The organism is Shinella sp., assembly GCF_035998705.1.
Lineage (GTDB): Bacteria > Pseudomonadota > Alphaproteobacteria > Rhizobiales > Rhizobiaceae > Shinella.
Genome location: NZ_DASYHH010000012.1, coordinates 310189 through 336692, shown reverse-complemented (window position 1 = coordinate 336692; position 26504 = coordinate 310189). Strand labels below are relative to the sequence as shown.

General features: G+C 60.2%; 25 protein-coding genes and 1 pseudogene. 15 read left to right on the top strand and 11 right to left on the bottom strand.

All coding sequences use genetic code 11. The annotated features are described in order from the left end of the window. Positions 1-242 precede the first annotated feature (242 nt). Positions 243-443, top strand: a complete 201-nt coding sequence (locus VGN93_RS11365) for a hypothetical protein (protein ID WP_006472601.1) — start codon at positions 243-245, stop codon at positions 441-443. Between the two features lie 100 nt (positions 444-543). Here VGN93_RS11365 and VGN93_RS11360 read toward each other — a convergent pair whose 3' ends face one another. Further along, the gene (locus tag VGN93_RS11360; RefSeq protein WP_413818735.1) at positions 544-828 is read right to left on the bottom strand and encodes a WGR domain-containing protein; all 285 of its coding nucleotides are present in this window, start codon (positions 826-828) and stop codon (positions 544-546) included. Between the two features lie 378 nt (positions 829-1206). Here VGN93_RS11360 and VGN93_RS11355 point away from each other — a divergent pair, with 378 nt between their 5' ends. Continuing rightward, entirely contained in the window at positions 1207-1497 is a 291-nt protein-coding gene (locus tag VGN93_RS11355) for a hypothetical protein (protein WP_319324504.1), read from the top strand. A gap of 366 nt (positions 1498-1863) precedes the next feature. Next, positions 1864-2253, top strand: a complete 390-nt coding sequence (locus VGN93_RS11350; protein WP_319324503.1) for a hypothetical protein — start codon at positions 1864-1866, stop codon at positions 2251-2253. Positions 2254-2267: 14 nt separating this feature from the next. Here VGN93_RS11350 and traG read toward each other — a convergent pair whose 3' ends face one another. Genes traG through VGN93_RS11335 form a run of 3 tightly spaced genes read right to left on the bottom strand, consistent with a single transcriptional unit; the run spans position 2268 to position 4706 of the window. Continuing rightward, on the bottom strand, positions 2268-4190 hold the full coding sequence (traG, locus tag VGN93_RS11345) for a Ti-type conjugative transfer system protein TraG (protein WP_327507585.1): 1923 nt from the start codon (positions 4188-4190) through the stop codon (positions 2268-2270). Then, the gene (locus VGN93_RS11340) at positions 4187-4429 is read right to left on the bottom strand and encodes a conjugal transfer protein TraD (protein ID WP_319324501.1); all 243 of its coding nucleotides are present in this window, start codon (positions 4427-4429) and stop codon (positions 4187-4189) included. The genes traG and VGN93_RS11340 overlap by 4 nt, the downstream gene beginning before the upstream one ends. Beyond that, on the bottom strand, positions 4419-4706 hold the full coding sequence (locus VGN93_RS11335; protein WP_327507595.1) for a TraC family protein: 288 nt from the start codon (positions 4704-4706) through the stop codon (positions 4419-4421). Before VGN93_RS11335 ends, VGN93_RS11340 begins: the two co-directional genes overlap by 11 nt. 221 nt (positions 4707-4927) lie before the next feature. Here VGN93_RS11335 and traA point away from each other — a divergent pair, with 221 nt between their 5' ends. The 3 genes from traA to VGN93_RS11320 are packed head-to-tail and all read left to right on the top strand — an operon-like array spanning position 4928 to position 11376. Then, a complete protein-coding gene (gene traA, locus VGN93_RS11330) occupies positions 4928-9547 on the top strand; it encodes a Ti-type conjugative transfer relaxase TraA (RefSeq protein ID WP_327507584.1) in 4620 nt (1539 codons plus the stop codon). Between the two features lie 27 nt (positions 9548-9574). After that, positions 9575-9844 carry a hypothetical protein gene (locus VGN93_RS11325; protein WP_319324500.1) on the top strand — a complete coding sequence of 90 codons (270 nt, stop codon included), beginning with the start codon at positions 9575-9577 and terminating at the stop codon, positions 9842-9844. Between the two features lie 2 nt (positions 9845-9846). Beyond that, complete coding sequence (locus tag VGN93_RS11320; protein WP_319324498.1) at positions 9847-11376, top strand: zeta toxin family protein; 1530 nt, start codon at positions 9847-9849, stop codon at positions 11374-11376. Between the two features lie 521 nt (positions 11377-11897). Here the strand turns inward: VGN93_RS11320 and rctB are convergent. Both rctB and VGN93_RS11310 read right to left on the bottom strand, forming a co-directional pair. After that, positions 11898-12266: an SMa0974 family conjugal transfer regulator gene (rctB, locus tag VGN93_RS11315; RefSeq protein ID WP_327507583.1), complete on the bottom strand. Its 369-nt coding sequence runs from the start codon at positions 12264-12266 to the stop codon at positions 11898-11900. Positions 12267-12360: 94 nt separating this feature from the next. After that, positions 12361-13347, bottom strand: coding sequence for a class I SAM-dependent methyltransferase (locus VGN93_RS11310; RefSeq protein WP_327507582.1), 987 nt, complete (start codon positions 13345-13347; stop codon positions 12361-12363). 272 nt (positions 13348-13619) lie between these two features. Here VGN93_RS11310 and VGN93_RS11305 point away from each other — a divergent pair, with 272 nt between their 5' ends. The 8 genes from VGN93_RS11305 to VGN93_RS11270 all read left to right on the top strand — a co-directional run bounded on the left by VGN93_RS11305 (position 13620) and on the right by VGN93_RS11270 (position 21730). After that, complete coding sequence (locus VGN93_RS11305) at positions 13620-14501, top strand: AraC family transcriptional regulator (RefSeq protein ID WP_327507581.1); 882 nt, start codon at positions 13620-13622, stop codon at positions 14499-14501. A gap of 125 nt (positions 14502-14626) precedes the next feature. Further along, complete coding sequence (locus VGN93_RS11300) at positions 14627-15883, top strand: MFS transporter (protein WP_327507580.1); 1257 nt, start codon at positions 14627-14629, stop codon at positions 15881-15883. A gap of 571 nt (positions 15884-16454) precedes the next feature. Then, positions 16455-17357 (top strand): AraC family transcriptional regulator, encoded by a 903-nt coding sequence (locus tag VGN93_RS11295; RefSeq protein WP_327507579.1) that lies wholly within the window; start codon positions 16455-16457, stop codon positions 17355-17357. A gap of 95 nt (positions 17358-17452) precedes the next feature. Then, the gene (locus tag VGN93_RS11290) at positions 17453-18262 is read left to right on the top strand and encodes an amino acid ABC transporter ATP-binding protein (RefSeq protein ID WP_327507578.1); all 810 of its coding nucleotides are present in this window, start codon (positions 17453-17455) and stop codon (positions 18260-18262) included. After that, entirely contained in the window at positions 18259-18936 is a 678-nt protein-coding gene (locus VGN93_RS11285; protein ID WP_327507577.1) for an ABC transporter permease, read from the top strand. Before VGN93_RS11290 ends, VGN93_RS11285 begins: the two co-directional genes overlap by 4 nt. A gap of 9 nt (positions 18937-18945) precedes the next feature. Further along, on the top strand, positions 18946-19701 hold the full coding sequence (locus VGN93_RS11280) for an ABC transporter permease (protein ID WP_327507576.1): 756 nt from the start codon (positions 18946-18948) through the stop codon (positions 19699-19701). After that, a complete protein-coding gene (locus tag VGN93_RS11275) occupies positions 19698-20858 on the top strand; it encodes an alanine racemase (protein ID WP_327507575.1) in 1161 nt (386 codons plus the stop codon). Before VGN93_RS11280 ends, VGN93_RS11275 begins: the two co-directional genes overlap by 4 nt. A 32-nt stretch (positions 20859-20890) precedes the next feature. Further along, positions 20891-21730, top strand: a complete 840-nt coding sequence (locus VGN93_RS11270; RefSeq protein ID WP_327507574.1) for a transporter substrate-binding domain-containing protein — start codon at positions 20891-20893, stop codon at positions 21728-21730. A gap of 184 nt (positions 21731-21914) precedes the next feature. Here VGN93_RS11270 and VGN93_RS11265 read toward each other — a convergent pair. Beyond that, positions 21915-22733 (bottom strand): annotated as a pseudogene (locus tag VGN93_RS11265) (IS30 family transposase); the annotation flags it as partial. Between VGN93_RS11265 and VGN93_RS31300 the strand changes: the two are divergent. Then, positions 22686-23360 carry a LysR family transcriptional regulator gene (locus VGN93_RS31300; protein WP_414714082.1) on the top strand — a complete coding sequence of 225 codons (675 nt, stop codon included), beginning with the start codon at positions 22686-22688 and terminating at the stop codon, positions 23358-23360. The pseudogene VGN93_RS11265 and the gene VGN93_RS31300 overlap by 48 nt on opposite strands. Here VGN93_RS31300 and VGN93_RS11255 read toward each other — a convergent pair. From VGN93_RS11255 to VGN93_RS11240, 4 genes are all read right to left on the bottom strand, one after another. Beyond that, positions 23270-23527 carry a hypothetical protein gene (locus tag VGN93_RS11255; RefSeq protein ID WP_327507571.1) on the bottom strand — a complete coding sequence of 86 codons (258 nt, stop codon included), beginning with the start codon at positions 23525-23527 and terminating at the stop codon, positions 23270-23272. The two genes, VGN93_RS31300 and VGN93_RS11255, sit on opposite strands and share 91 nt — an antisense overlap. A gap of 169 nt (positions 23528-23696) precedes the next feature. After that, complete coding sequence (locus VGN93_RS11250) at positions 23697-24125, bottom strand: hypothetical protein (protein WP_319317102.1); 429 nt, start codon at positions 24123-24125, stop codon at positions 23697-23699. A gap of 153 nt (positions 24126-24278) precedes the next feature. After that, positions 24279-24959: a hypothetical protein gene (locus tag VGN93_RS11245; RefSeq protein WP_319317099.1), complete on the bottom strand. Its 681-nt coding sequence runs from the start codon at positions 24957-24959 to the stop codon at positions 24279-24281. Continuing rightward, the gene (locus tag VGN93_RS11240; protein WP_319317096.1) at positions 24956-26446 is read right to left on the bottom strand and encodes a sugar ABC transporter ATP-binding protein; all 1491 of its coding nucleotides are present in this window, start codon (positions 26444-26446) and stop codon (positions 24956-24958) included. The genes VGN93_RS11245 and VGN93_RS11240 overlap by 4 nt, the downstream gene beginning before the upstream one ends. Positions 26447-26504 lie beyond the last annotated feature (58 nt).

The window sequence follows — 26504 nt, the reverse complement described above, 5'->3', positions numbered from 1 at the left end:
GAAGCGAAGCTGAACTCGCGAAGCTCCTCGCTGAACAGGAATCGCTCGACAGCGCATTCGACGCCATCATGGCAGACGAGGAGCCGCCAGAATGACGGCGCCTTCTCCAAACAGGACGCTTGACTAAGACCTAAGAGCGGTACCCCCAATTTTTCCGCCGAACCGCTGAAGCGGCTCGACAAAAAAATCGGCTCCCCCACGCGCGAGCCGCTAAAGCGGGTTTTGACCCACACCGCTCCGTCATGGCCGACACCGTCATCTTTCACATCAACAAGGAGATGACGACGATGACGATGACCCTCGAAAACCACATCGAAGAACTGCGCCGCGAAGCGAACCACTGCGACCCGGCCGAGCGCGCCCAGATCGAGGCCGAACTGGAACAGGCCCGCGCGGAACTGGCCGCGCTCATCGCCGCAGAAGATGCCGAGCCTCCCCACTGAGGGAGGCTTTTGCCTTGAACAATGGGCCCGATCCGCCGGATCGACCGGCGCCCCGGCCCGAGGCTGCGCCTCACGCCCGCGTCTCCACCCTCGCCGAGCATCATCCGCGCGCCAGCGCCTCAATGCGCTTCACCCGGTATCCGTGGGCACGCCTCTCGCGCAGCAAGTCGAGAAACAGTGCGACAGCCTCCTCCTCCCTTTCGAAATCATGCACCATCGTCCGACCGGACGTGCCGATCCTCCCCCAGCGGCGCAGCAGACGCGGCGTGCCGAACAGCGTGGGTTCGATCGCGAGCGTATAGAAGCGCGCCATGTTCCGGTCCGGATCCACGCGCTCGACATAGAGGTGATAGGGCTCGGCAAGCATAAGCGTAGAATCGCCCACGCCGCTTCCGGCGTCCAACGACAGTTTTGAATCGATCCGGACAGTCCGATTCATCTTCGTGATGGTTCCCGGCTCGGGATAGAGGGTGCTTTGGGCGAGCCGGCCTGCGGCCGACCGCTCCCTACTCGCGCCGTTCCGTCGCTCCCCGAGCCGGCGTGGCCGTCTCGTCCTTCGGTGACGCTCACTCTCGCGGGGCGAAACGGCCGGATCGACCGGCCGCCTCGCCGCAAGGGGCTTCCCCTCACGCTCCCCGCCGGCTGATCGCCGGATACGGACCGCGCCCCAAGATGCGCGGGGGCTCTTCTTCTGACGTCCAATGATACGCCAGCCCAACGGGCCACAACTCGACACCTTTCGTCAATCGAAAGGAGACATATCATGATGACGTTCAACGCACAGGCACTCGTCCCGACCATCGCAGGCTTCCGCGACGAAGTCCTCGCGAACCGCACCGCGTGCGAAACTGCTCTCGGGCTCGGCCTGCGCGACGCGCTTGTCGCGAAACTCAACGAAGCGATCGATGCGCTTCATGAGGAAGCCGAGACGGAAATTCGGCTCGCTGCACGCAAGGGGACTGAGGACGGTGATTTCCTCTATGAGACTTACCACACCTGCCCGACCTTCGAACTTCTGTGGACCGAAAGGGGCCCGATCTCGATCCTTGATTAGATTTACGAAGATGTCGTCTTCGAGGGTGACACCTGCCGGGTCGGCCTGAACTACACCGTCATTCCCTCCGAGCAGTTGGGCGACCTCGGCGATATTCTCGACCGCATCCGCCGGCAGACGGGCATCGAGTTCGTCGCCGCGCGCGTCTGAACAACAAGAAGGGAGGTGCTCGCGCCTCCCTTCATTTATTCGTCTGGCTATGAGAACCCCATAGCGGTCTGGTTGACTGGCTGTCCTATGAATGTCGCCCCAGCCATCGATCTGTGCTTGCCCCGGTCAACCGCCGCGCCTAGACTCGCTCAAATCCGAGAGTATGCGCCGTCTGGCGACCAACGACGAGGGCCTCCAGAACAAGGTGGTGTCGCAGTGATCGAAGAACGAGCCATTGTCAAAATGAACGGACGACCGGATAAGTGGAACCCGCTTTTCCGGCTGCTCGCGCGGGCGGTTGCTGCCCTCACGATAGGAATCGTCCGCGGCATCCTCCTTTCCGTCTTGCATTTCGCCTACTTCCTGCTTTGCCTGTTTCGGCCGGTCGTCAACGTTCTCATGCTCGGCGGCGTCATCATGCCGCTGGTGGCGTTCGTCGCTTTCGTAAAGCCCGAGGCTGCCAACGGGATGCCATTCTGGGTTTTCCTCCTGATGGCCGCCGGCTTCGTCGGCGTCTCCATGGGCTACTCGAAGTTCGTCGACTGGATCGCTCCATCAGGCGCGGAAGACCCCGCCGCCCGGTATCGGCGTCCCGACTGGCGCTGACCGCTGGCGCGCTTTCACGGCCTACCCGCTTTGACGAACCGATTGATCTCGGCCGCCGCATCCATCTCCTTGCGCCTGAAATAGATCGCCCGCCCACAGCGGATCGGGCTATGTCCCTGCACGATGATGATCTGCTCGTCCTTGCGCATAGACTGGGTGATCTCATGCGGCATGATCAGCGGCCGGCGCTGGAAGTTGACGCTCTCGGATTTGCGCGAGGCGCTGTTTTTCGTATCCCAGCCGATATTGCGCGAGCTGCCCTTCACCTCGACGGTCATTTCTCCGCATTGCGCCGAAACGTTGCGCGCCGTGTCCAGCGCCTTGATCGCGGCGTAACTCGCGAAAGCGCAGCCGTCGATCCATGACACCGCGCCGTCCTTGCCGAAGTGCCGCTCCAGCTGGCCGACCGATTGGTACATCAGCATCATGCTGACCCCGTATTTGCGCCCCCGGTCGCGGGCCTCCTCCAGCACCCGCATGTAGCCAAGCAGGTCAACTTCATCCAGCATGAACAGCGCCCGGCGCTGAAACGCGCCATCCGCCTCGATCATGGCGTTGATCAACGAGCCGATGATCACCCGCCCGATGCCCGGATAGGATCGCAGGATAGATGCCGGGATGTTGAGGAAGACGTCTTTCTTGCCGGCGGCGATCTCGCTCGATTTCAAGGTATTGCCGCAGACAAGGGCGGCATAGTTCTCGAGCGACAGCCATTGCGTATCCTTCGATGCCGTCGAATAGACGCCCGAGAAGGTCTGCTCGGTCATATTGACGAACACGCCGAGTGTTTCACGGATGAAAGCAGAGGCAGAATGCTCTTGCACATCGCGAAGCATCGCAAGCACCGATGTCTCGGGCTTGGAAACGATTTGGCGCAGACTGTGCAGGTTTCGCCGGCCGGCATATTCGGGCGACAGCATCACATGGGCGAGAAGGCCGGTCAGCAGATTGTGCGCCTGGCTTTGGAAGTAGGAACCGGTCGAGCTTTCGAAGCGCATGCTCTCCGACAGCAGCATATGGGCTATGCCGACAATGTCCTCCTCCTTTTTCTTCGACGTCTCGATCCCGTCGAGGACGTTGAAGCCCATGATCGGATTTGTCGGATCGAGAACGACGACCTCGCGCCCGAGTTTTCTGCGCCTGAAATCGACGACCATCGGCGCGACCTCGGTCGAGGGGTCGAGGCAGATGATCGGCCCCGTGTAGCGCAACGCTGTCGGCACGACGTTACTGGTGGTCTTGTAGCCGCCGGACCCTGCGAAGAAGAGCATGTGGGTGGAATCGAAGTCCTGCTTGTAGGTGAGGAGCGGGGCTTTTCCGCCCCGTCCCCATGTTGCCGGATCGTTCGGATCGAACGGCAGCGCATGGACGAGTTCCTTGTCGACGCGGTAGCGCTCCCCGACGACGATCTCGCCATCTTCCGGAAACAGCCGTGCGGCCGCGGCCATCGGCAACCAATCGGCGTCGCCGAAGGTTCCGCTCTTGGCGCGCTTGACCGGTTCGGGGACGACGCTGGAAATGCGCGCCGAAACCGCGGCCGCCATGAAGCCGAGCGCGGCGCTTGCGACGGCGATCATGTCGAGGAAGGACAGCGCCCCCTCCCAGGACAGCGCGCCGCTTTCGACATAGGGTGATAACCGGGCAATCTCGCGCAACGCATATAATCCCATCACGAACAGAAAGCAGATGAAGCTTGCCATCGCGATCGGCCGACGCCGATGCAACGGAAGGGCCCAGACGGCCACAAGCCCCGCGAGAGGTCCGAACAACAGCGCTGGCACGGGCGACGCGCGCAGGAACCAGTATTGCGTTTTGCCCGCCATGCCGGTGGCGAGGTCCGGCCAGCGCCAATTGGCGACATAGAAGGCAAAGCCGGTGACGACAACAGGCACGAGAACGAGCAGCAGGCTTGGATGGGGCTTTGCCATTGCCGTCATTCGGCATCCTCCGCCATCCGCGCGAACGCCCCGTCGCTGGTTTGGGTCGGCATGGCCCTGAAGGCAACTTCGCCGATATCGCGCAAGCGCCGATGCTCCGGGGAGCCCGGCGTCACGCGCGCCAGTTCGAGCAGACCACCGAGCAGGAACGCCCGGTCGGACGACGACAACCCGGCGCGGACCACGATGCCGCCGAGCAGGAATTTCTCGCGGGCTTCCTTCTTCCGATCAGCCGTCATGAGGAACCTCCGTCGCCGCTCCAGCGCCACCACTTGGTTGTCCACGCGGCGAAGCAGCTGCGCCACCAGTCCCCCTCTTCTCCGCTTTGCGAAATCGCGCTGCGATCTCCTCGAAGATGCGATCGACCTCCTCGTCTGCAATCTCCATCTCGGCCAATCCCGCCTTCGTCGCGGCGCGTGCGAAGCGTTCAGCGGATTTTACTATCATCGTTTTTTTACGTTCCCGCAGCTTTTCGATCTGAGCGTCAATGTCCAGAATTGATGATCTCGCAGCCATATGCGCGGTTTCCTTTTGTGGGGCGATTTTGTCGATGCCGTTTATACTGACTAGAAAATGATAGTAAAATGCGCTACCTTGTGCAAGTCCCCAAAACGTCGATGCCGGAATTCCGGCCTGGGCCGTCTTCCGGAAAAGCGGCATCGGACCTGCGGTCCGATCGATTTGAGGGCGCAATATACGTCGCTGGCGCGACGTGCTTGGGTGATCAGGAGACAGTCGTGGCGATCATGTTCGTCAGAGCGCAGGTGATCAGCAGAGGGGCAGGGCGCAGCATCGTGTCGGCCGCTGCCTATCGTCATCGCGCCCGGATGATGGATGAACAGGCTGGAACCTCCTTCAGCTATCGCGGCGGCGCTGGCGAGTTGAAGCATGAGGAGCTGGCGCTACCGGATGAGATTCCCGGCTGGCTGCGGACGGCCATCGAGGGAAAGGCCGTCGCCGCTGCCAGCGAGGTGCTGTGGAACGCGGTCGATGCGTTCGAGACCAGGGCGGACGCCCAGCTTGCGCGCGAGTTGATCATCGCGCTGCCGGAGGAACTGACGCGGGCGGAGAACATCGCGCTGGTCCAGGAATTCGTCCGGGACAATCTGACCTCGAAGGGCATGATCGCCGACTGGGTCTATCACGACAAGGACGGCAACCCGCATATCCATCTCATGACGACGCTCAGGCCGCTGACCGAGGAGGGGTTCGGGCCGAAGAAGATGCCGGTCCTCGGCGCCGACGGTGAGCCGTTGCGCGTCGTCACGCCGGATCGGCCGAGGGGCAAGATCGTCTATAAGCTTTGGGCCGGCGACAAGGAGACGATGAAGACGTGGAAGATCGGTTGGGCGGAGGCGGCCAATCGACATCTGGCGCTGGCCGGCCATGACATCCGTCTCGATGGACGGTCCTACGCCGAGCAGGGTCTCGACGGTATCGCGCAAAAGCATCTTGGGCCGGAGAAGGCGGCGCTCGCCCGCAAGGGCGTCGAGATGTATTTCGCGCCGGCCAATCTTGCGCGCCGCCAGGAGATGGCTGACCGGTTGCTTGCCGATCCTGGGCTTCTGCTAAAGCAGCTCGGCAACGAGCGGTCGACCTTTGACGAAAAGGATATCGCCAAGGCGCTGCATCGCTATGTCGACGATCCCGCCGATTTCGCCAATATCCGCGCACGCCTGATGGCCTCCGCCGATCTCATTCTGCTCAAGCCGCAGCAGGTCGACCGACAGACCGGCACGGTGTCGGATCCGGCAATCTTTACCACGCGCGAAATCCTGCGCATCGAATACGACATGGCGCAGTCGGCGGAAGTCCTGTCGAAGCGCACTGGTTTCGGCATTGCCGGTACGAAGGTTGCTGCAGCCGTGCGTCAGATCGAAACCGCCGATCCGGAAAAACCGTTCAAGCTCGACCAGGAGCAGGTCGACGCCGTCCGTCACGCCACCGGCGACGGTGCGATTGCGGCGGTCGTCGGGCTTGCCGGGGCTGGCAAGTCCACGCTCCTTGCCGCCGCGCGGGTTGCCTGGGAGGGTGAACATCATCGCGTCTTCGGCGCCGCCCTTGCCGGCAAGGCGGCCGAAGGGCTGGAAGACAGTTCCGGCATCAAGTCGCGCACGCTCGCTTCGTGGGAATTGGCCTGGGAGAACGGCCGCGATCTCCTTGAACGCGGCAATGTCTTTGTCATCGACGAGGCCGGCATGGTCTCCTCGCAGCAGATGGCACGCGTGTTGAAGGCGGTCGAGGATGCCGGCGCAAAAGTCGTCCTGGTCGGTGACGCGATGCAGCTTCAGCCGATCCGAGCGGGCGCAGCCTTCCGGGCGATCGCGGAGCGGATCGGTTCGGCCGAGCTTGCCGGCGTGCGTCGTCAGCGCGAGGGATGGGCGCGCGATGCTTCGCAGCTCTTCGCCCGCGGCAAGGTTGAGGAGGGGCTGGATGCCTATGCCCAGCACGGGCGCATCTTCGAAGCCGAGGATCGCGTCGAAGTCGTCGAGCGCATCGTTGCCGATTGGAGCGAGGCGCGGGAGCAGCTGATTGCACAGTCGCAGGCGATGGACACTGTAGGGCGGCTTCGTGGTGACGAAATGCTCGTGCTCGCCCATACGAACGAGGACGTAAAGCATCTCAATGGGTCGCTCCGTGGCGTGATGAACGCGGCCGGCGCGCTGAGGGATGCACGCGCGTTCCAGACCGCGCGCGGCGTTCGGGAATTCGCCGCCGGCGATCGCATCATTTTCCTGGAAAACGCCCGCTTCCTCGAACCGCGGGCAAGGCGGCTCGGGCCGCAATATGTGAAGAACGGCATGCTGGGCACCGTTGTTTCCACCGGCGACAAGCGTGGTGGTCCGCTGCTGTCGGTCCGTCTCGACAATGGGCGCGACGTCGTCATCAGCGAAGACAGCTATCGCAACATCGACCATGGCTATGCAGCGACGATCCACAAATCTCAAGGGGCCACCGTCGACCGGACTTTCGTGCTCGCCACCGGCATGATGGACCAGCATCTGACCTACGTGTCGATGACCCGTCATCGCGACCAGGCAAATCTCTATGCGGCGCGCGAGGATTTTGAGGCCAAGCCCGAATGGGGCGGCAAGCCGCGCGCCGATCACGCCGTCGGCGTCACCGGGGAGCTCGTCGAGACGGGCCAGGCAAAGTTCCGGCCGGACGATGAGAATGCCAAGGAAAGCCCCTATGCCGACGTCCGCACGGATGACGGCGCCGTCCATCGTGTCTGGGGCGTGAGCCTGCCGAATGCTCTGGCCAAGGGCGGTGTTTTTGAAGGCGACACGGTGACGCTTCGCAAGGATGGTGTCGAAACGGTCAAGGTGGACGTCGTCGTCACAGACGAGGAGACGGGCGAAAGGCGGACGGAGAAGCGCGAGGTCGAGCGAAATGTCTGGACGGCTGAGCTGAAAGAAGCGGCAGATGTCCGCCAGGAGCGGATCGATCGTGAGAGCCATCGGCCGGAACTGTTCAAGCAGCTGGTCGAGCGTCTCGGCCGTTCCGGCGCAAAGACAACGACGCTCGATTTCGAAAGCGAGGCCAGCTACCAGGCACACGCGCGCGACTTCGCCCGCCGCCGCGGTATCGACTTGGCTGCCGAGGTCGCGGCCGGAATGGAGGAGGGGGCTGAGCGGCGGCTGGTATGGCTTGCGGAAAAGCGCGGGCAGGTGGCGAAGCTCTGGGAGCGGGCGAACGCGGCGCTTGGCTTCGCCATCGAGCGCGAAAAAAGCGTTTCCTATAATGAGGAGCGGACCGAGACCCTTGCTGCGCAGAGCCCCGCAGACCGAAAATATCTGATCCCGCCGACGACTCGGTTTGCCCGGAGCATCGAGGAGGACGCCCGCCGCGCGCAACTCGCCTCGGATCGCTGGAAGAAGCGGGAGGCCATTCTTCTGCCGGTCCTGAAGAAGATCTATCGCGATCCCGACGGCGCGCTTGTCAGGCTGAATGCGCTGGCGTCGAACGCCGGCGTGGGGCCGCGCCGCCTTGCTGAAGAACTTGCAGAACGGCCGCAACGCCTCGGTCGCCTGCAGGGATCGGAACACCTGGTCGATGGCCGCGCCGCGCGAGACGAGCGGAGTGCCGCGGTGGCCGCCCTGTCGGATCTGCTGCCGCTCGCCCGCGCCCATGCGACGGAATTCCGTAGGCAGGCGGAGCGGTTCGGCATCCGCGAGGAACAGCGGCGCGGGCATATGTCTCTGTCTATCCCCGCGCTCTCGAAACCGGCGACGGCACGTTTGGTCGAAATCGAGGCGATCCGCGAGCGCGGCGGGCCGGACGCCTACAAGACGGCCTTCGCCTATGCGGTCGAGGATCGTCTCCTGGTCCGGGAGGTAAAGGCGGTCAAGGAGGCGCTGACCGCCCGCTTCGGCTGGTCGGCCTTCGCGGAAAAGGCCGACGCCATTGCCGAGCGCAACATGGCCGAACGCATGCCGGATGATCTTGCTCCGGATCGGCGTGAGAAACTGGCGCGGCTCTTTACCGTCGTCCGTCGGTTCGCAGAGGAACAGCATCTTGCCGCACGCAAGGACCGATCGAAGGTGGTTGCCCGCGCCAGCGTCGAGCCAGGGAAGGAGACCATTGCCGTGTTGCCTATGCTCGCTGCCGTCACGGAGTTCAAGACCTCGGTCGAGGACGAGGCGCGGGGGCGGGCGCGCGACGTCGCCCACTATGGTCATAACCGCGTGGCGCTTGTCGAAGCGGCCGGACGCATCTGGCGCAATCCCGCCGGCGCCGTCGACAAGATCGAGGCCCTGGTCGTGAAAGGCTTTGCGGGCGATCGGATAGCAGCGGCCGTCGCCAACGATCCAGCAGCCTATGGCGCGTTGCGCGGCTCGGATCGCGTCATGGACAGATTGCTGGCGGTCGGGCGCGAACGGAAGGATGCACTGCAGGCCGTTCCAGAGGCCGAAAGCCGCGTCCGGTCGCTGGGTGCCTCCTATGCCACGGCTCTCGATACCGAGAGGCGGGCGATCACCGAAGAGCGCCAACGCATGGGCGTAGCGATCCCCGGCCTGTCAGGACCTGCCGACGAGGCATTGCGCGTGCTCGAAGCGGCGATGAAAAAAAAAGATGCCAAACTCGAAGTCGCTGCGGGTTCGCTTGATCCCGCCATCAGGCGCGAGTTCACAAAGGTCAGCCGCGCGCTTGACGAGCGCTTTGGCCGCAACGCCGTCCTGCGCGGTGAAAACAACGTCATCAATCGCGTGGCGCCGGCGCAACGCCGTGCGTTCGAGGCCATACAGGAACGGCTGAAGATCCTGCAGCAGACAGTCCGGATGCAGGCAAGCCAGGAAATCGTGAGCGAACGACAGCGGCGGATCCTCGATCGCGCCCGCGGTGTGATCCGCTGAAACTCGAGAAACTGAAAGGAGACAAACATGGCTGAACAGGAAATTTCTTACGACGCGATCCTCCGCACCGAGATCGCCATCGAGATCCTCAACCAGGCGCGCGCAATTGTTACCGCGCGCGTCTATGAGCTCGAGGGGACGGACCCCGGCGCGGCTGAAGCGCTGCGGCTTCGTCGCCGCGATCTCATCGCCGCCCAGCAAAACATCACTGTTGCCGATCGACAAACGGTCGAAGACCTGATCGCGCTCTGGGGACCGCGCGTCAAGGATGAAGCCCGGTTCTGGGCGGAGTTCTGATCATGGCGGAAGATCAGGCATCCGGCTCGCTCTCCCTGGAAAGAAACGAGAGCATTTTCCGCAACGACATCCTGCCAGACTATCTGCCGCACGAGATGGGCCGGGCAGGGCGGCCCCGACTTATCCTGCTTGGCGGCCAGCCGGGCGCGGGGAAAACTGCAGTTCTGATTGCCAGCCATGCCGAACTCGAACGCTCCGGGCCGACGATCCGGATCGTCGGTGACGATCTGCGTTCCTATCATCCAAACTTTCTTGCATTCCAGAGACAGGATCCGGAAACGGCCTCGGAGCATTTTGATGTTCAGCTCAACCGGGTCGTCATCGACCGGGAGCTTTTTGCCCGGACCGATCGTCTCTCCCGCATGGGTAACGTTGTGGATTCCTGGCTGGAGCCCGCCGGCATGCGCAAGACGCTCGCCCGCGCCGCCAACGCGGTCGCTGCCGGCAGCATGTCGGCGGACGCCGCCATGTCTGATATCGTCGAGCCGGGTTATGCCAAGGCGGCTTCCCACGCGCGCCGGCGCCTTGAGCGAAACATTGATATCGCCGAGCGGGTGGCGATCGCCACCGCAATCGTGGAGACGAAGGGGGAGCCCTTCCGCACAATGCGGGATGACCTCCGGCTCCTGACCGCAGATCTTGAGAACCGCGCCCGAGCCAAATCGATGATGGAGGCTATTCTGACCGAAACTGCGCGACATGATCGGCTCGACGCCGAAGGCCGCCGCACAGCCGCTGAATTCGTTCGTGGTATTGCCAAAAACGAGCGAAGTCTTGGAGCCGGTCGAGCGCGGGTGCGCAGCACGGCTCAATCCGACGTCCTCGTTCCGGCGCGGGATCTGCCCGATCTAACCGAGACCGAGATCACGGATCGACTGCGCAGCTCTGCCCGTCTTGCCGACAAGCGCGCCGAGATCGACAATCTGTCCAGGCTCGTGTTCGGAAACAGCCGTGCAGTTTCGGCCTCGGTCGAGCGGATCACGGGTACGCAAAGTGGCAAGGTTGCTGGCGATGATGTGCGTGAGGGTCGCCTTGGCGCAATGGCCGGAGAGGAACGGAAATGGTTGAGAGGCGCGAGCCCTGCACGTCAGGTGGCCGAGGCTCACGCTCCGCAGCTGGCGGCGGCATTGGTTGACTACGGGATGGCGGTCGATTTCGAGCGGCATCAGATCGACATGCATCATCGTGACGAGCAAGCGCGTCACAAGATCGGTATTCCGCCACCATCGCGGGAACTATCCGCAGTGCTGGCGGCGGATGGCCAGGAACAGGTTCGCCGGTTGAACGCAGCGCCGATGCTTCGCCGGGAGTTCGAAGCCCTCACGCTCGCGATCTCAAAGCGATTGACCCCGGACGAGAGGGCCGAGTTGAAGCGAGGGAATGTTGCCAGAATAGCGTCCTCGCTTGGCATCGGCCATGAGCAGGCCGCGGCGCTCCGGCTCGTCCACGAGCGCGGTGGCGCCCTGCAGGAGAAAGCCATCAGGCAAAACCGGGAGCTTGCGCAAACCTCCCAGTTGGGGATGCGACGCTAGGTTCGCTGGCGATACCCGGAAGCGCATAGCTGCATCGCACAATGGATAGTGTTCATGCGCCCAGGAAACGGGCATTAAGCTTGTAGTTGATGCACATCGCGGTTTTCTCCTCGCAGTACCGCCGCACCAGCTGTTCCCCCGCTGGAGGTTTTTGATCTCCACACTTCATGGGCCACGGTTTCCGATGGCCCTTTTTTTGCCTGCACCGCGAGCAGTATCCTCTATCGAGGGAATGCATGCTTCGCTCCCCATGAATATAGGGCGTCGCAGCTTTCGGCAGCGCTGGCGGATTACGGTCGTGCGGTGGATATCGAGCGCCATCCCATTGTCACCCAGCATCGTGAAGCGCAGACGCGGTAGCTGGTAGAGATCCCGGCGCCGTCGGCAGAGCTCACGAAAGTCTTGAGGAGCGATGGTCACGATCACGTCCGTCGCCTGAACAGCGAACTGTCCTTTTGTCGCAGGTTGGAGACGATGACGAATGCGATTGGCAAGCGGCTAAGGTGCCTGAAGAGATCCGCTTAGGCTTCGTCGTCACGCATAGCCGGCTCGTGAAACAGCACTTCCTTCCGCTTTCGGCTACAATCGACCGCGTACCATTCGATAGCCATAGTCGCAATGGCGGTGACGATTCCAAGCTGACCCTGCAACAACATGCGGACGCCGTAGAACGAGACCGGATCCCTGCCTTCAACACGCATTCGCAGACCACCGTTGGCAGGCCGTAGGGTTGCGCAGACGTCCTCGAAGGTAAGAAGCCGATCAACGCTGTCTTCGCCGATCGAAAGGCAATAAGCGCAGCATCGCGCGCAAAGTTGGTCGACAACGCATTTTGCGTCCGCGACAGCAACGAATGTCTCGGCGACAAATTGATCCGCAGGTTTTTTCACTTGAGTTTCCGTATTCAGGGTAGCGCCGGACGAGGGATGGCCCCGTCCGACAAGCGTACAGGAAGAGATTGCGTTCTGATGGTTGTGATTACCGTCAGCCGACAGCTGCCTTTGAAAGTTCCGTATAGGGTTGCGGCTCGTAGACATATTCCGCCGGTATCGCGGGTTCGACCATCAGCGACAGATAGCGCCACAGGTTTTCTTTGCTGTTGCTGGCAGCAAGTCCGTAGAAATTGCCGCTGTTCCAGGTGATGATGCAATGTTTGAACTGGGCGTAGACCGCGTTGGCCATTTCGGCCAAGGTTACCTCGCTGTTGTGCATGGTGGTCAGCACGTCTTTGGTCTTCTTCTCGATCTCCTCGGCACGGAAATAGCGAGTTTTGAAGCCGAAATCCTTTTGCCACTCACGCGTTTGGTAGTCGCGCGGATCTGACGCGCGGAATTTCTCGAGGAGAAGGAGGATTCCATCGCCCTTCAGGTGATGAGCAACAAATTCGATCTGTTTATTGCGGTTCGGCGAGTACATCTGAAAGGTCGTATCCTCCAGAATGAAATCGAACCCGTCAGCAAAGTGTCTAAGCTTCTCGTCGGAGCGAAGGTGGTCCTTTGAAAGCCGATGGAACGGCCCGAGGAAGAAGTTTGCATTAGACGGTTCGCCAAACGCCATGAAGCACTTGTAGTTCTCCTCGTTCGGGCTGCAAGATAGCGATTGAATTTTTCCATTGCTCAATTCCGACAGGGTACGAGCCATCGTACCTTCGGCCGTTCCGAGGCTATAGAGGAGCACATCGCTGGGGCTGAGCTGTGCGTATCGAAAGAGGGCGTGAGCCATACGGCATTCTTCCTCAAGACGATACGGGATGCTGCTATGGTAGTGTTGGTCGAAGAACCCTTGGCGACGCGCGTGAAGCTCGGCAAAGCGATGAAGCAGTGTGTCATTGGGGAAAAGCCGCGTGTCGACGGTTGGCTTGCGAATTGGCATGCCGTTTTTCCCGGCAGCCGTTTCTGTAAAGAAGCCAGCCAACTGATTAAGCCGGGGGCCACGGTCGCATTCACTGAAGAAGTCGTCAAAATCCTGCATCGAAATACACCTACGCCGATGAACACAAGGGTACGGCTTCGCAAACCAAGCGAACGAAATTACTCAGTGGTTCTGCTCACTTAGTAAGGATCAGCGTCGAGCGATGCCGCAGATTAGTGGTAGGCTTGTCCGTTCCAGCGCGCTTTCATCGGCATGCCGTTTTTTCACGAAAGTGCCATCATTAGCCAACCGTGGGTTCGTGCCGGATTGTTTGGCAACCCCTGATCAATTTATATCGTGCAGGAATTAAATGACGTGGGATATGACCTCTGTTGACGGATACACGTGATTTCGACCCTGGCGAAACCCGCCGCTCGGACCACAGCACACTTGTTCACCAACATCTCGATTGGGGCGTCGTGCGGGCTGATATCGTGAAGCGAACTGGTTTGGCGCGTCAGGAGACACATGTTTCTGCAGAGCAACATTCCTTTATGATAAACCTTCAGGGTGAAGCGCGAGAGGGTGAGGATTTTATCGAGGGACGGCGTGTTGCCTTCACGCCGCGCCGCCCAGGCTCTGTGGTCTTCCTTCCAGCACACAGCGAGTGGCGTGGATGGGACGAGGGCGACGCCACAGGATCCTATCTCTTTGTTTCCATCGATACCGCCTTCATTGAACGCGCGATCGGCTCCGATCACATAGCGAGTTTGCGGCCCGCGATAGGCTTTCGAAACACTACAATCGAGACTTGCTTGCAGCGCATAGCGGCTGAACTGAAAAACCCGGACCCGATCAGTGTGATTATGGTGGAAAGCCAAGCTATCCAGCTCTTTATTCAAATGGTGCGGCTCAACGGTTTGGGACAGGAACCGGCAAAGGGCGGGCTTTCGCCCTTCGACCTCAAGCGTGTTGTTGCCATCATTGAGGACCGGCTAGGCGATCCGCCGAGCCTGGACGAGATGGCCAGAGAAATCGGCGTGAGCCGCCGCCATTTTTCTCGCGCCTTCAAGCAGTCGACTGGAAAGTCACCCCATGCGTTTGTCGCCGCACATCGGCTGGCACGAGCCGTTGATCTTCTGCGCACGACCGAGCTTTCCGCCACTGAAATAGCATTCGACTGCGGCTTTGCGAGTTCCAGCCACTTCACCTACGCCTTCAAGAGGGCATATGGGACAGGGCCGCTGGAGTTCCGTCGACGATGGCGAAACTGATCCCACAAGAATCTTTTGGCACGATTGTGATAACTCGGCATGAATTAGGAAGCGACGGAATTCGCAACTGGCTATTTCACTCGGGTCTCTAATCGTGAAAAAGAAAAATGCCCCGACCATGCTCAGTGGCAACGCCAGACCCCAACGTCCGCGTCACGCGCTCGCTCAATTGGTTCCTGGCGAGCACGTTCGCATCCGCTGTCGGGCGCAACGGCTACCACATCGCATGTGCTTGGGTTCTGATCGCATCCGGACGCGGCAGCGGCGCGGTCGCGGGTTTCTTCGCAATCATTAGCTTGGTGGAACTCATCACCAGTCCGGCCGCCGGTTGGCTGGCCGACCGTTTCGATAGGAGCATGCTCTATATCATTGCGGAATTTATACGTGTCGTGGCCGCGATTGCCTTGGGCGCGATCCTGATGGCGACGAATGTGATGTGGGCCATTTGGTTATCTGCGGTGCTTTTCGCGACGTGTGATCGGATCGCGCTTACAGCGTCGCAATCCATGATCCCGTCGATCAGCGCGAAATTCTCGCTGGCAACAGCGAACTCAATGACATTTTCTCTGATGCAATCTGGAAGCTTCGCTGCTGCGGGGATCGTTGGCGTCCTCTTGCATGCGTCAAATGCCATGGTCACATTCGGCGCTGTTTCCATCGGGTTCGCCCTTTCAGCCATCATTATGCGTGTTGTCCGACACGGGAAAAATCCCGCGGAAGGCGTGGGGGATGTGCGGCCGATCTCACTCGTCATCGATCCCCAGTTCCTCTGTCTGGGCGCTATCTACGCTCTCCTCTACACCGGCGGTATGCTGGTTAGCGTGATCGGCCCGAGTTTTGTGTTTGATGAACACGGTGGAAATGCGATCGATTTCGGGCAACTCGAGAGCTCCTGGTCGGCTGGATCGATCCTCGGTGCCTTGCTTCTAATTCCTCTGGTACATGCAGCGAGAGTTCCGGCCTTGCAGTTCGCTATCCTTGGACTAAGCGCGGTGTCCTTTGCACTGCTCAAGGTACTCGATCCACCCTTTACCCTCGTCGCGTTTGCGACATTGGGCACCCTTTATAATCTCGGGAGAGTGGCCCTTGAAGTCACGATCCAATCGAGCATTTCGAGCGCAACACTCGGCCGGGCAAAGGGCGTGCTCCACAGCGTCGGTGTTCTCCTAGGCGTTGTTCTCTTCGCGGTCGTGTCGGTGGTCGCCGACGACGTCCCGCCATCATCGTTGTTTCTCGCCTACGGTGTGATCCTTGCCATCGGCACGGTCGTCCTCATTCTTTTCTACGGAAAAGGAAAGAATGTCGGCGTAGAGCGGAACACCGACGAACGCCCCAATGACGTTGTTTCGCATCCGCCAGGTTCGTCGACGCAATCTGGTTGATAAAATGCCACGAACTCGTCGTGCCCACCGAGGCCGCCATCTAAAGAGTAGTGCCAGAATTCAACAATCGCACCGCGATTCCAGTCCTCCACGCAATTTTTCATCGCATGTCTCTAGCGAAGTTAAACCGCTTCCTCTATTTTCGGATGCGAGGCAGTACGTGCTGCCTCGGGGCTTAGTAACCCCTCCGTGCAACTGGTGCTGGTTGTGTCAGCACCGAACTCTGCGACCTTTTGGGTCGGGGAGCCTGTGGCGTATGTCCAGGTTCCTCGGAGCTAAAGGCCATGGGGCTGTCACGGACAGTTACTAACTCCCCGATCAGTCGGAGGTTTAGCGAGTTTCGCGGGGACGCACCGCGGTAAACTCTCTTCCCGGGGATATCGATGCAGCACCCAGAACAGCGACAAGGCGTGTGGTTTGCAAAGCCGATCGGATCGGTGTGCGGCCACTTTGAGAAGCTTTACCTCTACGCCTCGATCAGTGTGGACCGCCATGCCTGCAGCGCCGCCGTGTTTCCCAAATGTGGCTGGTCGATTGACAAGTCACTGCGCACAACAGGGGGATGTGACCGATGAAGGTCCAGGCGACATCCCCGCCCCCCAGATTCAAGGCCGGCAAGTGCCGGACGATTGTCCATGAGCAAAAGACTTGGCGCCACGTCCAGGCCGATCTTGTCCGCCGCACTGGCCTTGAAGCGGAAGAGATCGCGGTTAAGTCGGACCGCCATCTCATCCTCCTGAACCTGAAAGGCAACTCCGAACGCGGCGAACACTTCCTTGACGAAAAGCGGACAGGCTTCGTCTACCGCAGGCCCGGTGCCGTCCTCTTCATTCCCGCCGGGTGTCACTGGAGGGGGTGGGAGGTTGGAGCTTCCACGGCCGCTTACCTTTCGATCACGATCGACCCAGTGTTTGTGGAGGATGTCTTTTCTCGAATGGCTACCAGCATACTTCCGACCCTTTCACCTGACCTTGGTTGCGAGGATACGATCATTATGAACGCCGCGCGCGGTATCGGCGAAGAAATCGGTGATCAAAATCCGCTCAGCACCATGGTAGTGGAAAGCTACGTGGCTACGATGTTTGCGCAGTTGTTCCGCCGCCAGAAATATGTCGCAACGACCCGAAAGGGCGGGTTGGCAACGACAAACCTGAACCGTGTCATCGAAAAAATCGACGACGAACTGACCTCCGATCTGTCGTTGGGTCAGCTTGCTGCTCTCGCGGGATTGAGCATCCCACATTTTTGCCGGGCCTTCAAGCAAACGCTGGGATGCCCGCCCCACGCCTTCATCGTCCGGCGGCGGGTCGAGCGGGCGAAGGAGTACCTTCGCCTTTCCAAGATGCCGATCACCGAAGTGGCGCTTATGTGCGGCTTCTCTAGTTCGAGCCATTTCGCCAATACGTTCCGGCGTGAGACGGGCACGACGCCTCAAGAATTTCGCAGCTCGTCGCTGGATAAATCAGTCGAATGATTTTCCGATAAAAAATCGCAGGCACGTCAATTCGCTGCAAGCCCCAACCGAGCCAGTGTTGCATCCTCGGCAAAAGACAAGTCGAGGGACTGCTAGTGAACCTACTATCAAATGGCGATCACGCTCGTGACAATACCGCGAAGCAACGAACTGCTCTGCGCGTCGTGGAGCTGAAGAAGCGCTTCGATACGCTCGAAGTCATCAAAGGGGTGTCCTTCACAGCGGAACGCGGCGACGTCATCTCAATCCTCGGAAGCAGCGGATCCGGGAAAAGCACGCTCCTTCGGTGCCTGAACTTTCTGGAAGAACCTAGCGAGGGCGAGATCTGGGTCAGCGGACGCCATATCAACGCACGCTCAGGCATCGTAGCACAAGGAGAGATCAATGCGTTGCGTTGCAAGCTCGGGATGGTCTTCCAGAGCTTCAATCTGTGGTCTCACATGACAGTCCTGGAGAACATGGTTGAGGCACCGATCCATGTTCGGGGTATAACTATAGCCGAAGCGCGGCTACGCGCGGAAGAGCTTCTCTCGAAAGTTGGCCTTGCCGACAAGCGGCACGCCTATCCAACTCACCTTTCCGGCGGCCAGCAGCAGCGCGTCGCAATCGCCCGCGCTCTGGCGATGGAACCTGAAATCCTCCTTTTCGACGAACCGACATCGGCACTGGATCCTGAACTCGTTGGGGAGGTGCTGAAGGTCATCCGCTCGCTGGCAGATGAAGGCCGAACAATGCTCATTGTTACGCACGAGCTCGGCTTCGCGCGGCAGGTCTCGAACCGCATCCTCTTTCTCCATCAGGGACGGATCGAGGAGGAGGGGCCGCCGGAAGCTGTGTTTCGCAATCCTGCGTCATTCCGACTGAGACAGTTCCTCTCTGCGCAAGCAAGGGAGCTGCACGAATGATCGAATTGCAAGGTTTCGGCGATCAGATCGCTGCTGGGGCGATAACGACTTTGCGCGTAGCGGCAACCAGCCTGGTTCTCGGGCTTGGTGTCGGTCTTTGCGGAGCGATGGCAAAACTCAGCCGCTTCCAGACCCTCAGGCAACTGGCAGACATCTACACAACGATCATTCGCGGTGTCCCCGAACTCCTCATCATCCTTATCCTCTATTTTGGCGGCACGGTTGCGATGACCGCGGCTTTCGGCCGCTACGTCGAAGTCGATGCTTTCGCTGCCGGCGTCTTTGCACTGACCATCGTCTTCGGCGCCTACGCGACAGAAGTTTTCAGGGCCGCAATCCGCGCCGTCCCGACCGGCCAGATCGAAGCGGCACATGCGCTCGGCTTGTCGAAGGTGCATACGTGGCGATTGGTCATCTTCCCCCAGATGTGGCGGTACGCGCTGCCTGGCATCGGAAACCTTTGGCTCACGCTGCTGAAAGACACCGCCCTCATCTCCGTGGTCGGGCTTGAAGACTTGATGCGCAAGACCGGTGTTGCGGCGGGTGCAACCCACGATCCACTCACCTTCTACACAGTCGCTGCAGCTCTCTACCTCTTCTTCACCTCCGTATCGCTGGCTGGGCTGACTTTGCTCGAGCGGCGCGCAAATCGCGGCGTCCGCGTCGCAGATTGAGAAATCGACATGGAATGGCACCTTATTATTGACGTTCTGCCCCTTCTGCTCGAAGGGTCACTCCTGACCATCCAACTCACAGCAGCTTCCGTTGTCTTTGGTTTCGTCATCGCAATTCCGCTTTCGCTGATGCGTGCGTCAGGGTCTACAGGGCTATCGCGCCCCATTCTGCTCTATACGTTTGCATTTCGAGGAACACCGCTCCTCGTTCAAATTTTTTTGATTTACTACGCCGCGAGCCAAATCGAGTGGATCCGCACGAGTTTTGTCTGGCCGGTCTTGCGAGAGCCTTGGTGGTGCGCGCTGATCGCGTTCTCCCTCAACCACGCAGCATATACGACAGAAATCCTGCGCGGCGGCATACGTGCAGTACCGCGCGGTGAGATCGAGGCGGCTAAGGCGCTGGGCATGTCCTACGCATTGCGAACCAGACGGATTGTTCTGCCTGTCGCCTTTCGTCTCTCGTTGCCGGCCTATGCAAACGAAGTAGTATTGATGCTGAAGGCGAGTTCGCTCGCCAGCACCATCACGATGATGGAACTGACGGGCACAGCGCGAAAGATCGTCGCGCAGACCTTCTCGCCCTATGAGGTCTTTATCTCGGCGGCGTTGATCTATCTGGGTATCACATTCGTGGTCGTCCACCTCTTCGGGCGGTTGGAGCGGGGGATCACGAGCCACCAAAGTCGCGCTCGTGCAGAGAACGACAACCGCGAGAACATCCCACCTTCGGAGGGTTACGCGATCGGGAAGGTGTCGCGATGACCGCTCACCTAGCGCCTTTCATTGAAAGTTATGACCTCGGTTGTGCAGAGGCGGCCCTACTGCGAGGAAGCTGGTACGAAATCGACCTGGGGGCAATCAGGCACAACTATCGCCAGCTGCGATCTTTGCTTCCCCAGAATGTCAGCATTTATGCGTGTCTGAAGCGGAACGCTTATGGATGTGGTGCCGGCCCGGTGGCGCGCGCGCTGGCGGCGGAGGGGGTTGATGGGTTTGCGGTAGCGTCGCTTCTCGACGCCATGGCGATCCGAAGGATGGGGGCTGAACAGCGCATCCTTTTATATCCCGGGGCCCTGCCAGCGGCTGGGCTGATGATCGAAGCGCTCGACCTCACTGTGAGCGTTTCCAGCATTGATGAGCTTGAACGATGGCGCGCGGCAATGACAAAAACCCGCGTCTTCATCAAGGTCGACTTGGGCTTCTTTCGCGCAGGGGCATCGCCACAGGACGCGGGTCCACTGCTTGCAGCGGCGAACGCGTACTCCGATGTGCAGGTCGATGGAATCTATGCACACATGAGCGAGCTTCCAACCTCAACATCATACGATGTGGGATTCCAACTTCACCGGATGCGGGCGATCCTCGCGGAGGCCGAGGTGTGTGGAGACCGACCCGTCGTCGCCATGATGTCGAGCACGGAGGGTGTACTCACCTATCCGGAAATGGACATGGACGCCGTCGATCCGGGTGCACTTTTTGTTGGGTTACCCGAAAGTCATACACCCGTCCGCCGTGTTGTCTTGCAACAGGCGTTGAAAACGATTTGCACCACCATCGTCGCCGTTAAACACCTCGATGCTTCTCTTGGTCCCATCCCGGACCTTCCAGGCTTTCGGTCGGGGATGAAGCTTGGTGTTCTCGGCATGGGTTGGGGTGACGGCCTCCCCCGGCAGGTTCCGCCGGGTGCCGAAGCGCTCGTAGGCGGCACGCGAGCCCGTCTGTTGCCGCCGGCTCATCTCGAACACGTGCGAATAGACCTCTCGAATGCTCCCGATGCCCGATTCGGTGACAAGGTCGTGCTGCTCGGCAAGCAGAGCGACGAAGTCATCACACATGGGGAAATTGCGGCGCTTTGGGGGACAGATGTCGTCGGCATCTATGCGGGCCTGCGCGACCACATTCCGAGAATCTACACCTGAAACCACATCGAAAACCTGGAAAGGGAAACTAGATGAACATCCTGAAATTTACTGCATCTGCTGTCGTTCTGAGCATCTTGGCGGGAATGGCTCAAGCCGAGGATGCCAAGACGATTAGAATTGCCACGGAGGGCGCTTTTCCTCCCTGGAACTCGGTCGATGCGTCCGGGGAGCCGGTTGGCTTTGATATCGATGTCGGTGTAGCACTTTGTGCGCGGGCGAACCTCAAATGCGAATTTGTCACCCAAGCCTGGGATGGGATCATTCCCGCTCTGACAGTCGGAAAATACGATGCCATCATGGCCGGAATGTCGATAACCGAGAAGCGCAAACAGGTTATTTCCTTCTCGGAGCCCTATGCATTGACCTCCAACTATTTCGTCGTTTCAAAGGGGGGCGACCTTCCGACGATGGAGAGTGCCTCGAAGCTCGATCTCACAACAGAAACGGATGCCGGCAAGCGCGTCTTGGCGGACCTGAAGGAAAACCTGAAAGGGCGGTCGATCGGCGTGCAGGGCTCCACAAATGCCGAAGCGTTTGTCAGGGATTATTTTGGCGACGCTGTCGAGGTTCGCACCTACGACAAACAGGACAGCCTCAATCTCGATCTTGTGGCCGGTCGGATTGATGGTGGTTTGGCGGATTTTTCCGTTTGGAAGGCGTTCTTGGATTCAAATGATGGAACCTCAACCCATCTTTACGGGCCGCGCATCTCGGGCGGAGTGTTCGGACCTGGTGTCGGGATAGGTCTCAGAAAAGAGGACGCGGTTCTCACAGAAAAGTTCAATGGCGCAATTCGGGCCATTACGGCAGATGGCACGTTGAAGGCAATCAGTCTGAAATGGTTCGGCGCGGACTTGGTCACGCGATAGTTCGGTACTGCAGGTCCTGCGACCGCCTAGCCATGGAAAACCAGGGTAGTCGGTCATCCTTTACGGACCGTGGATACAGATCTACGATACGGTTACGTATGTGAGCTTAAGCCGAGACGCGACTTGCGGGCTCGTTGATCCTATCCTGCCGACCGCATCTGCGCGAGCAGCTTCTGGCGGAAGACCTCGCCCGGCCATTCGTGTTCTCGACGGTGCCTTTCTGCCAGGGTGATTGCGGATCGCAGAACCAGGTCGCGGAACCGATCCCGGCCTGGAGATAGGGCCAGTCGGTGAATTCGGTCCCGCGGTCGAAGGTGATCGAGCGTCTTGCGCGAAGGGGCAGGGCCTGCAGCACGCCGATGAGGCGCTCCATGATCGGCCGCGACTGCCGGTCGTTGTTGCGCAGGAGCTGGCGAAACTGGATGAGGTCGCATTCCCAATGCCCGAACTGCTTGCGATCGGCGACGACGTCCGGACGGCGCAGGATGTTGAGATCCGGACTGAAGCGCTGACCGTGCCGGCGCCTGGCATGCCGCGGCCGCCGTCGTGCACGATGTTCCGGGAGATGCCTCCAGAGCTTGATGGCATGCCCGTCCGCCGAATAGGCGAACTTGTAGATCGTCTCGTGGCTGACAGAGATCGGATGGCGCTCCAGTCGCATCCGGCCCGCGATCTGCTGCGGCGACCAGCCATGCATGATCCGCTCGATGACGGACCGGCGAACATGCGAGAAGCGGACAAGCTTCCTGAGCTTGGCCCGACGCTCGCAAGCCATGTCATGCGCCGTCACGCAATGGTAGCTGCTGAGATCGGGCCATTCCTTGTCGATGTAGACGTTGCGCCGGACCTCGCGGAAAATCGTCGAGCGATGGCGCCCAAGCTTCTCGGCGATGATGTCGACACTCAGGCCAGCGTGACGCCAGCGGGCGATCCTGCGGCGTTCGGTCAAGTCCAGATGGGAGTAGAATGTACCCTTTTTGCATCCGCATTTTGCATAAGAAATGTGAATCGCCCGGTTTGGATATTTAGATTTCCTTCAGAGTGTGGAATGGGGCAGAGTTCGCTTACCTGGATCAACGTATCGCAGTCGACCATTTCCAAGCGAGTGCAGGAAGGCGAGGCCCTTCTTTCCTGCAAAATCTTTGAGCGGAGTACCCGCAACTTCATACTGACCCCGGAGGGGCGAAGCATAATCGGCCATATCGAGCGCATTCTGGACCTCTATGAGGAAATCAAACATACGCTTCGCAAACCCGGGCACTTCGCCGGACGCTTCCGCTTTGGCACGACGGAGATGGTCGCCATAAGTTGGCTGCCGCAACTCGTGTCGGCGATACGGCTCGCCTATCCCGACGTTATATTGGAGCCGGTGATCGACAACGCCTGGAACCTGTTTCATGGTCTGCGCGAGTGCACGCTCGATCCTTTTGAGGGTGGCAAGGTCAACGACATGCTGATGGCGATGATGCGCACCAACAGCCGCCTGCCTGTCGATAGCGAGGGAGACACCCACCCCACGCATGCGGATCAGTGGCTCGGTCATAGCGCGCCCAGATGCCCTATCCGGCGAAGCAGAAGTCTGCGGGCCATCAGCGCAGGCCCGAACTGCGGGTCGCTCTTGAGCGCATGATCGAGGTCGGAGAGCGCGGCGCCCATATCGCCCCGGCGTTCGGCTTCCAACGCTCTCTGGACAAAGGGCGTCGCGTCTGCGGGCGCATCGCGCATCGCCGCCTCGATATCGCCGGCGACATCGTCCGACTGCCCGACGGTATGGTTGATCGTGACGCGCAAGGCCATCGACACCCTCAACGAGGGGGACGGGCCGAATAGGGGTTTATTTCGTAGTTTCGAGCGGAACGACACTCTTGCCCGATGGTGGCAGGATCCTCTGCGATCAATGCTTGGCGGCGTATGGCCTAGCAAGAGCGCCCACTAGAGCGTTTCCAGGGGGCGCCGAGGAAAGGGGCTACTTGTGCGCCAGCACGGCGGAGAGGTATTTGCCGTCGTCGGTGAATACCTCGATGATACGCCATCTGTCGTCTTCATCGTCGTCACCGATCATGCCAAAGTTAAGGACCTGAACAGGTCCGTCCTTACCGGTCAGGGTCGCGCGGACCTTGGCTTCATAGGTACCGGCGGCGACAATCTCGGTGTCCACCTTCTCCACCTGGCTGACAGCCCCGAGAAGAAATGCCATTCCAGCATGCGACGCGCCGCTCTCCCAGGCTGCTGCCGTCTCCACATACCACGCTCCGGGGCCTCCGGGAGGCAAATCGGTCCAAGGGTGCTTGGCATAAATGCCGGCGACAACTTCGCCAGGTTCGCCCGCGTGCGCTGGTGCCAAACCTCCCATCACCGTCAGAAACAGCGTTATCGACCGGACGACTTTCAACATGGGCGCTCTCGCTGCTCGTTGTTCTTGTATTGATAGTCGCTTCGATGGTGAATGGAAGCGGCGGCTTTCAATCCGTCGATGTCGATGTGTCGAACCTGGGCACCCTATCATGAGTTAACGAACGCGGCCGCAAGCGCCTGGTCATGCCGGCAACTACCGCCGCAAAGAGGAAGGTGACGCGTCCGAAACGCCTCTCTCCTTGGATCCGCTCTCGCCGAGCATTCGTGAAAAAGCTTCTGACCGCACTTCGGCGTCACCGGCAGAGAAAAGCGCAGCACCCACCACAGCGAGATCGACCTGCATTTGGTCCAGACGCTTAAAGTGACCGGGATCAATCTTCCCGTCGACAACGGTGTAAAGACCGGCAGGGCGCTGCGCGAGGCGTGTGAAAGCGTGCTGGTCGAATGCGCCGCCGCCCGCGGGTGCCGTCAGGAAAAGGCAGCCGTCCAGTTGATCGGCCAATTTCTCGAGCACTGCGACCGGCGTTGTGTGCCGCAGGGCGGCATAGGCCTTCGAGCCGTTGCTTCGAACGATCCGAGAAAGTTCCTTGAAGTCCTCAGTCGCCTCAACATGAATAGCAATTGATCTGACCCCCAGCTCAGAAAACCGGACGGCAGGCTGCCTGGGCTCAGCAACCATGAGATGGACGTCGAGCGGCTTCGGCGTGCTTTCGCTCAAAGCTTCTATTGTTCGCGCGGTGAGACCGTATTCGGGCGCGAATACTCCGTCCATTACGTCCAGATGCAAGGATTCGACGTTGGCCAACACCGCCTCGATCTCCTCTGCGAGGTGAAACGGATCGGCGGCATACACCGAAGCGGAAAGTGCCGTCATGCTGCAGGTGCCCAGGCCGCTTCGCGCAGCTTGCCCAACGACCACTCTTCGACCGGCCTTGGTGCGGTTGTGCAGTAGCCGTGCTGAAAGATCGCGATCCGGTCACAGATCTCGATCAGCTCCTCCTCTTCGGAAGAGACTATGACGATGCATCGGCCTTCGTCAGCAAGCCGGCCGATGATGTCGTATATATCGGATTTTGCGCCGATATCGACGCCCTTGGTCGGTTCGTCGAGAAGAATGAGGTCGGCGTTCTGCTCGATAATGCGGCCGAGCAGAACCTTCTGCTGATTGCCGCCGGACAGCGACCTGGTCGGGGCGTCGAGACGCCCTCGCGTGCCGATCGATGCCAGCGTTTTGCTGGCCGAAGCCCGTGCTGCGTTGAGATCGACAAGTCCCTTGTTCCGGTAGCGTGTCAGCGTGGAAAGCACGACGTTCTGCAAGGAAGACATGAGCGGAATGAAGCCGTCCTGCTTTCGCTCTTCGGTCAGGAAGGCGATGCCATTTTTGATCGCCAGCTTGGGATTTGACGGGGTGTAGGGTTTCCCGGCGATTTCGACCGTACCGGACACCACAGGCTCCAGGCCGTAGAGCGTCCGGAGAAAACGGGTTCGCCCCGAACCGACAAGGCCGTAGAGTCCCAGGACCTCACCGCGCCGTGCTTCGACATCTGCGCCTTTGAGCCTCCTGCCAGTGAGTCCCTGGACCTTGAGGAAAATCTCGCCGGCGGCGCGTGCCTCACGCCGACTGGTGGCATGCTTGCTATGGGCGTCGCCGACAATGGCCTCAACGATGGCCTTTTTACTGACGTCCTCACCGGCCGCATGATAGACCACGCCTCCACCCGACAGGACTGTGGCCTCGTCGCAAATCGTGAGAACTTCGTCGAGCTTGTGGGACACCAGAACCACACCAATGTTGCGCTCGAGCGCGATGCGCCGGACGTGGGCAAGGAGTTCCGCCGACTGGTTGCCGTCCAATGCCGTCGTTGGCTCGTCAAGGAAGAGGTAGCGGGCCTTGCTTTCGAGATTCGCGATGACTTCGAGGAGCTGCTTTTCCGGATGGGAAAGGTCTTTTACCTTTCGCGTCACGTCGATATGAAGGACGTAGCCTGAAAGCAATGTCTTGCAATAGGTGTTCATCTCAGCCGTGCGCTTCAGACCATGAAGCGTGACTTCCCTGCCGAGGAAGAGGTTTTCCGCGACCGTGAGGTTCGGGATCAGACGGAGCTCCTGATAGACGCAGCCGATGCCCTTTGCGAGCGCCTCTCTGGGCGAAGCGAGGGTAACCGGTTCCCCGTCCACGGCCAGTTCACCGTCGTCCTGGGGCTGAGCGCCGGCGAGGATCTTGAGCAACGTCGACTTGCCGGCGCCGTTGTGGCCGAAGAGGCCGTGGATCGTGCCAGGCTTCACCTCGAAGTCGATCCCGCGTAGAACACCGACGCCCGCGAAGGACTTGGTGATGCCCGTCGCCTTGTAGCTCGACATCTTGCGTACCTCACATCTACAGATTGGCAGGCGGGCGCGCGAAGGTGTCCGCGCGCCC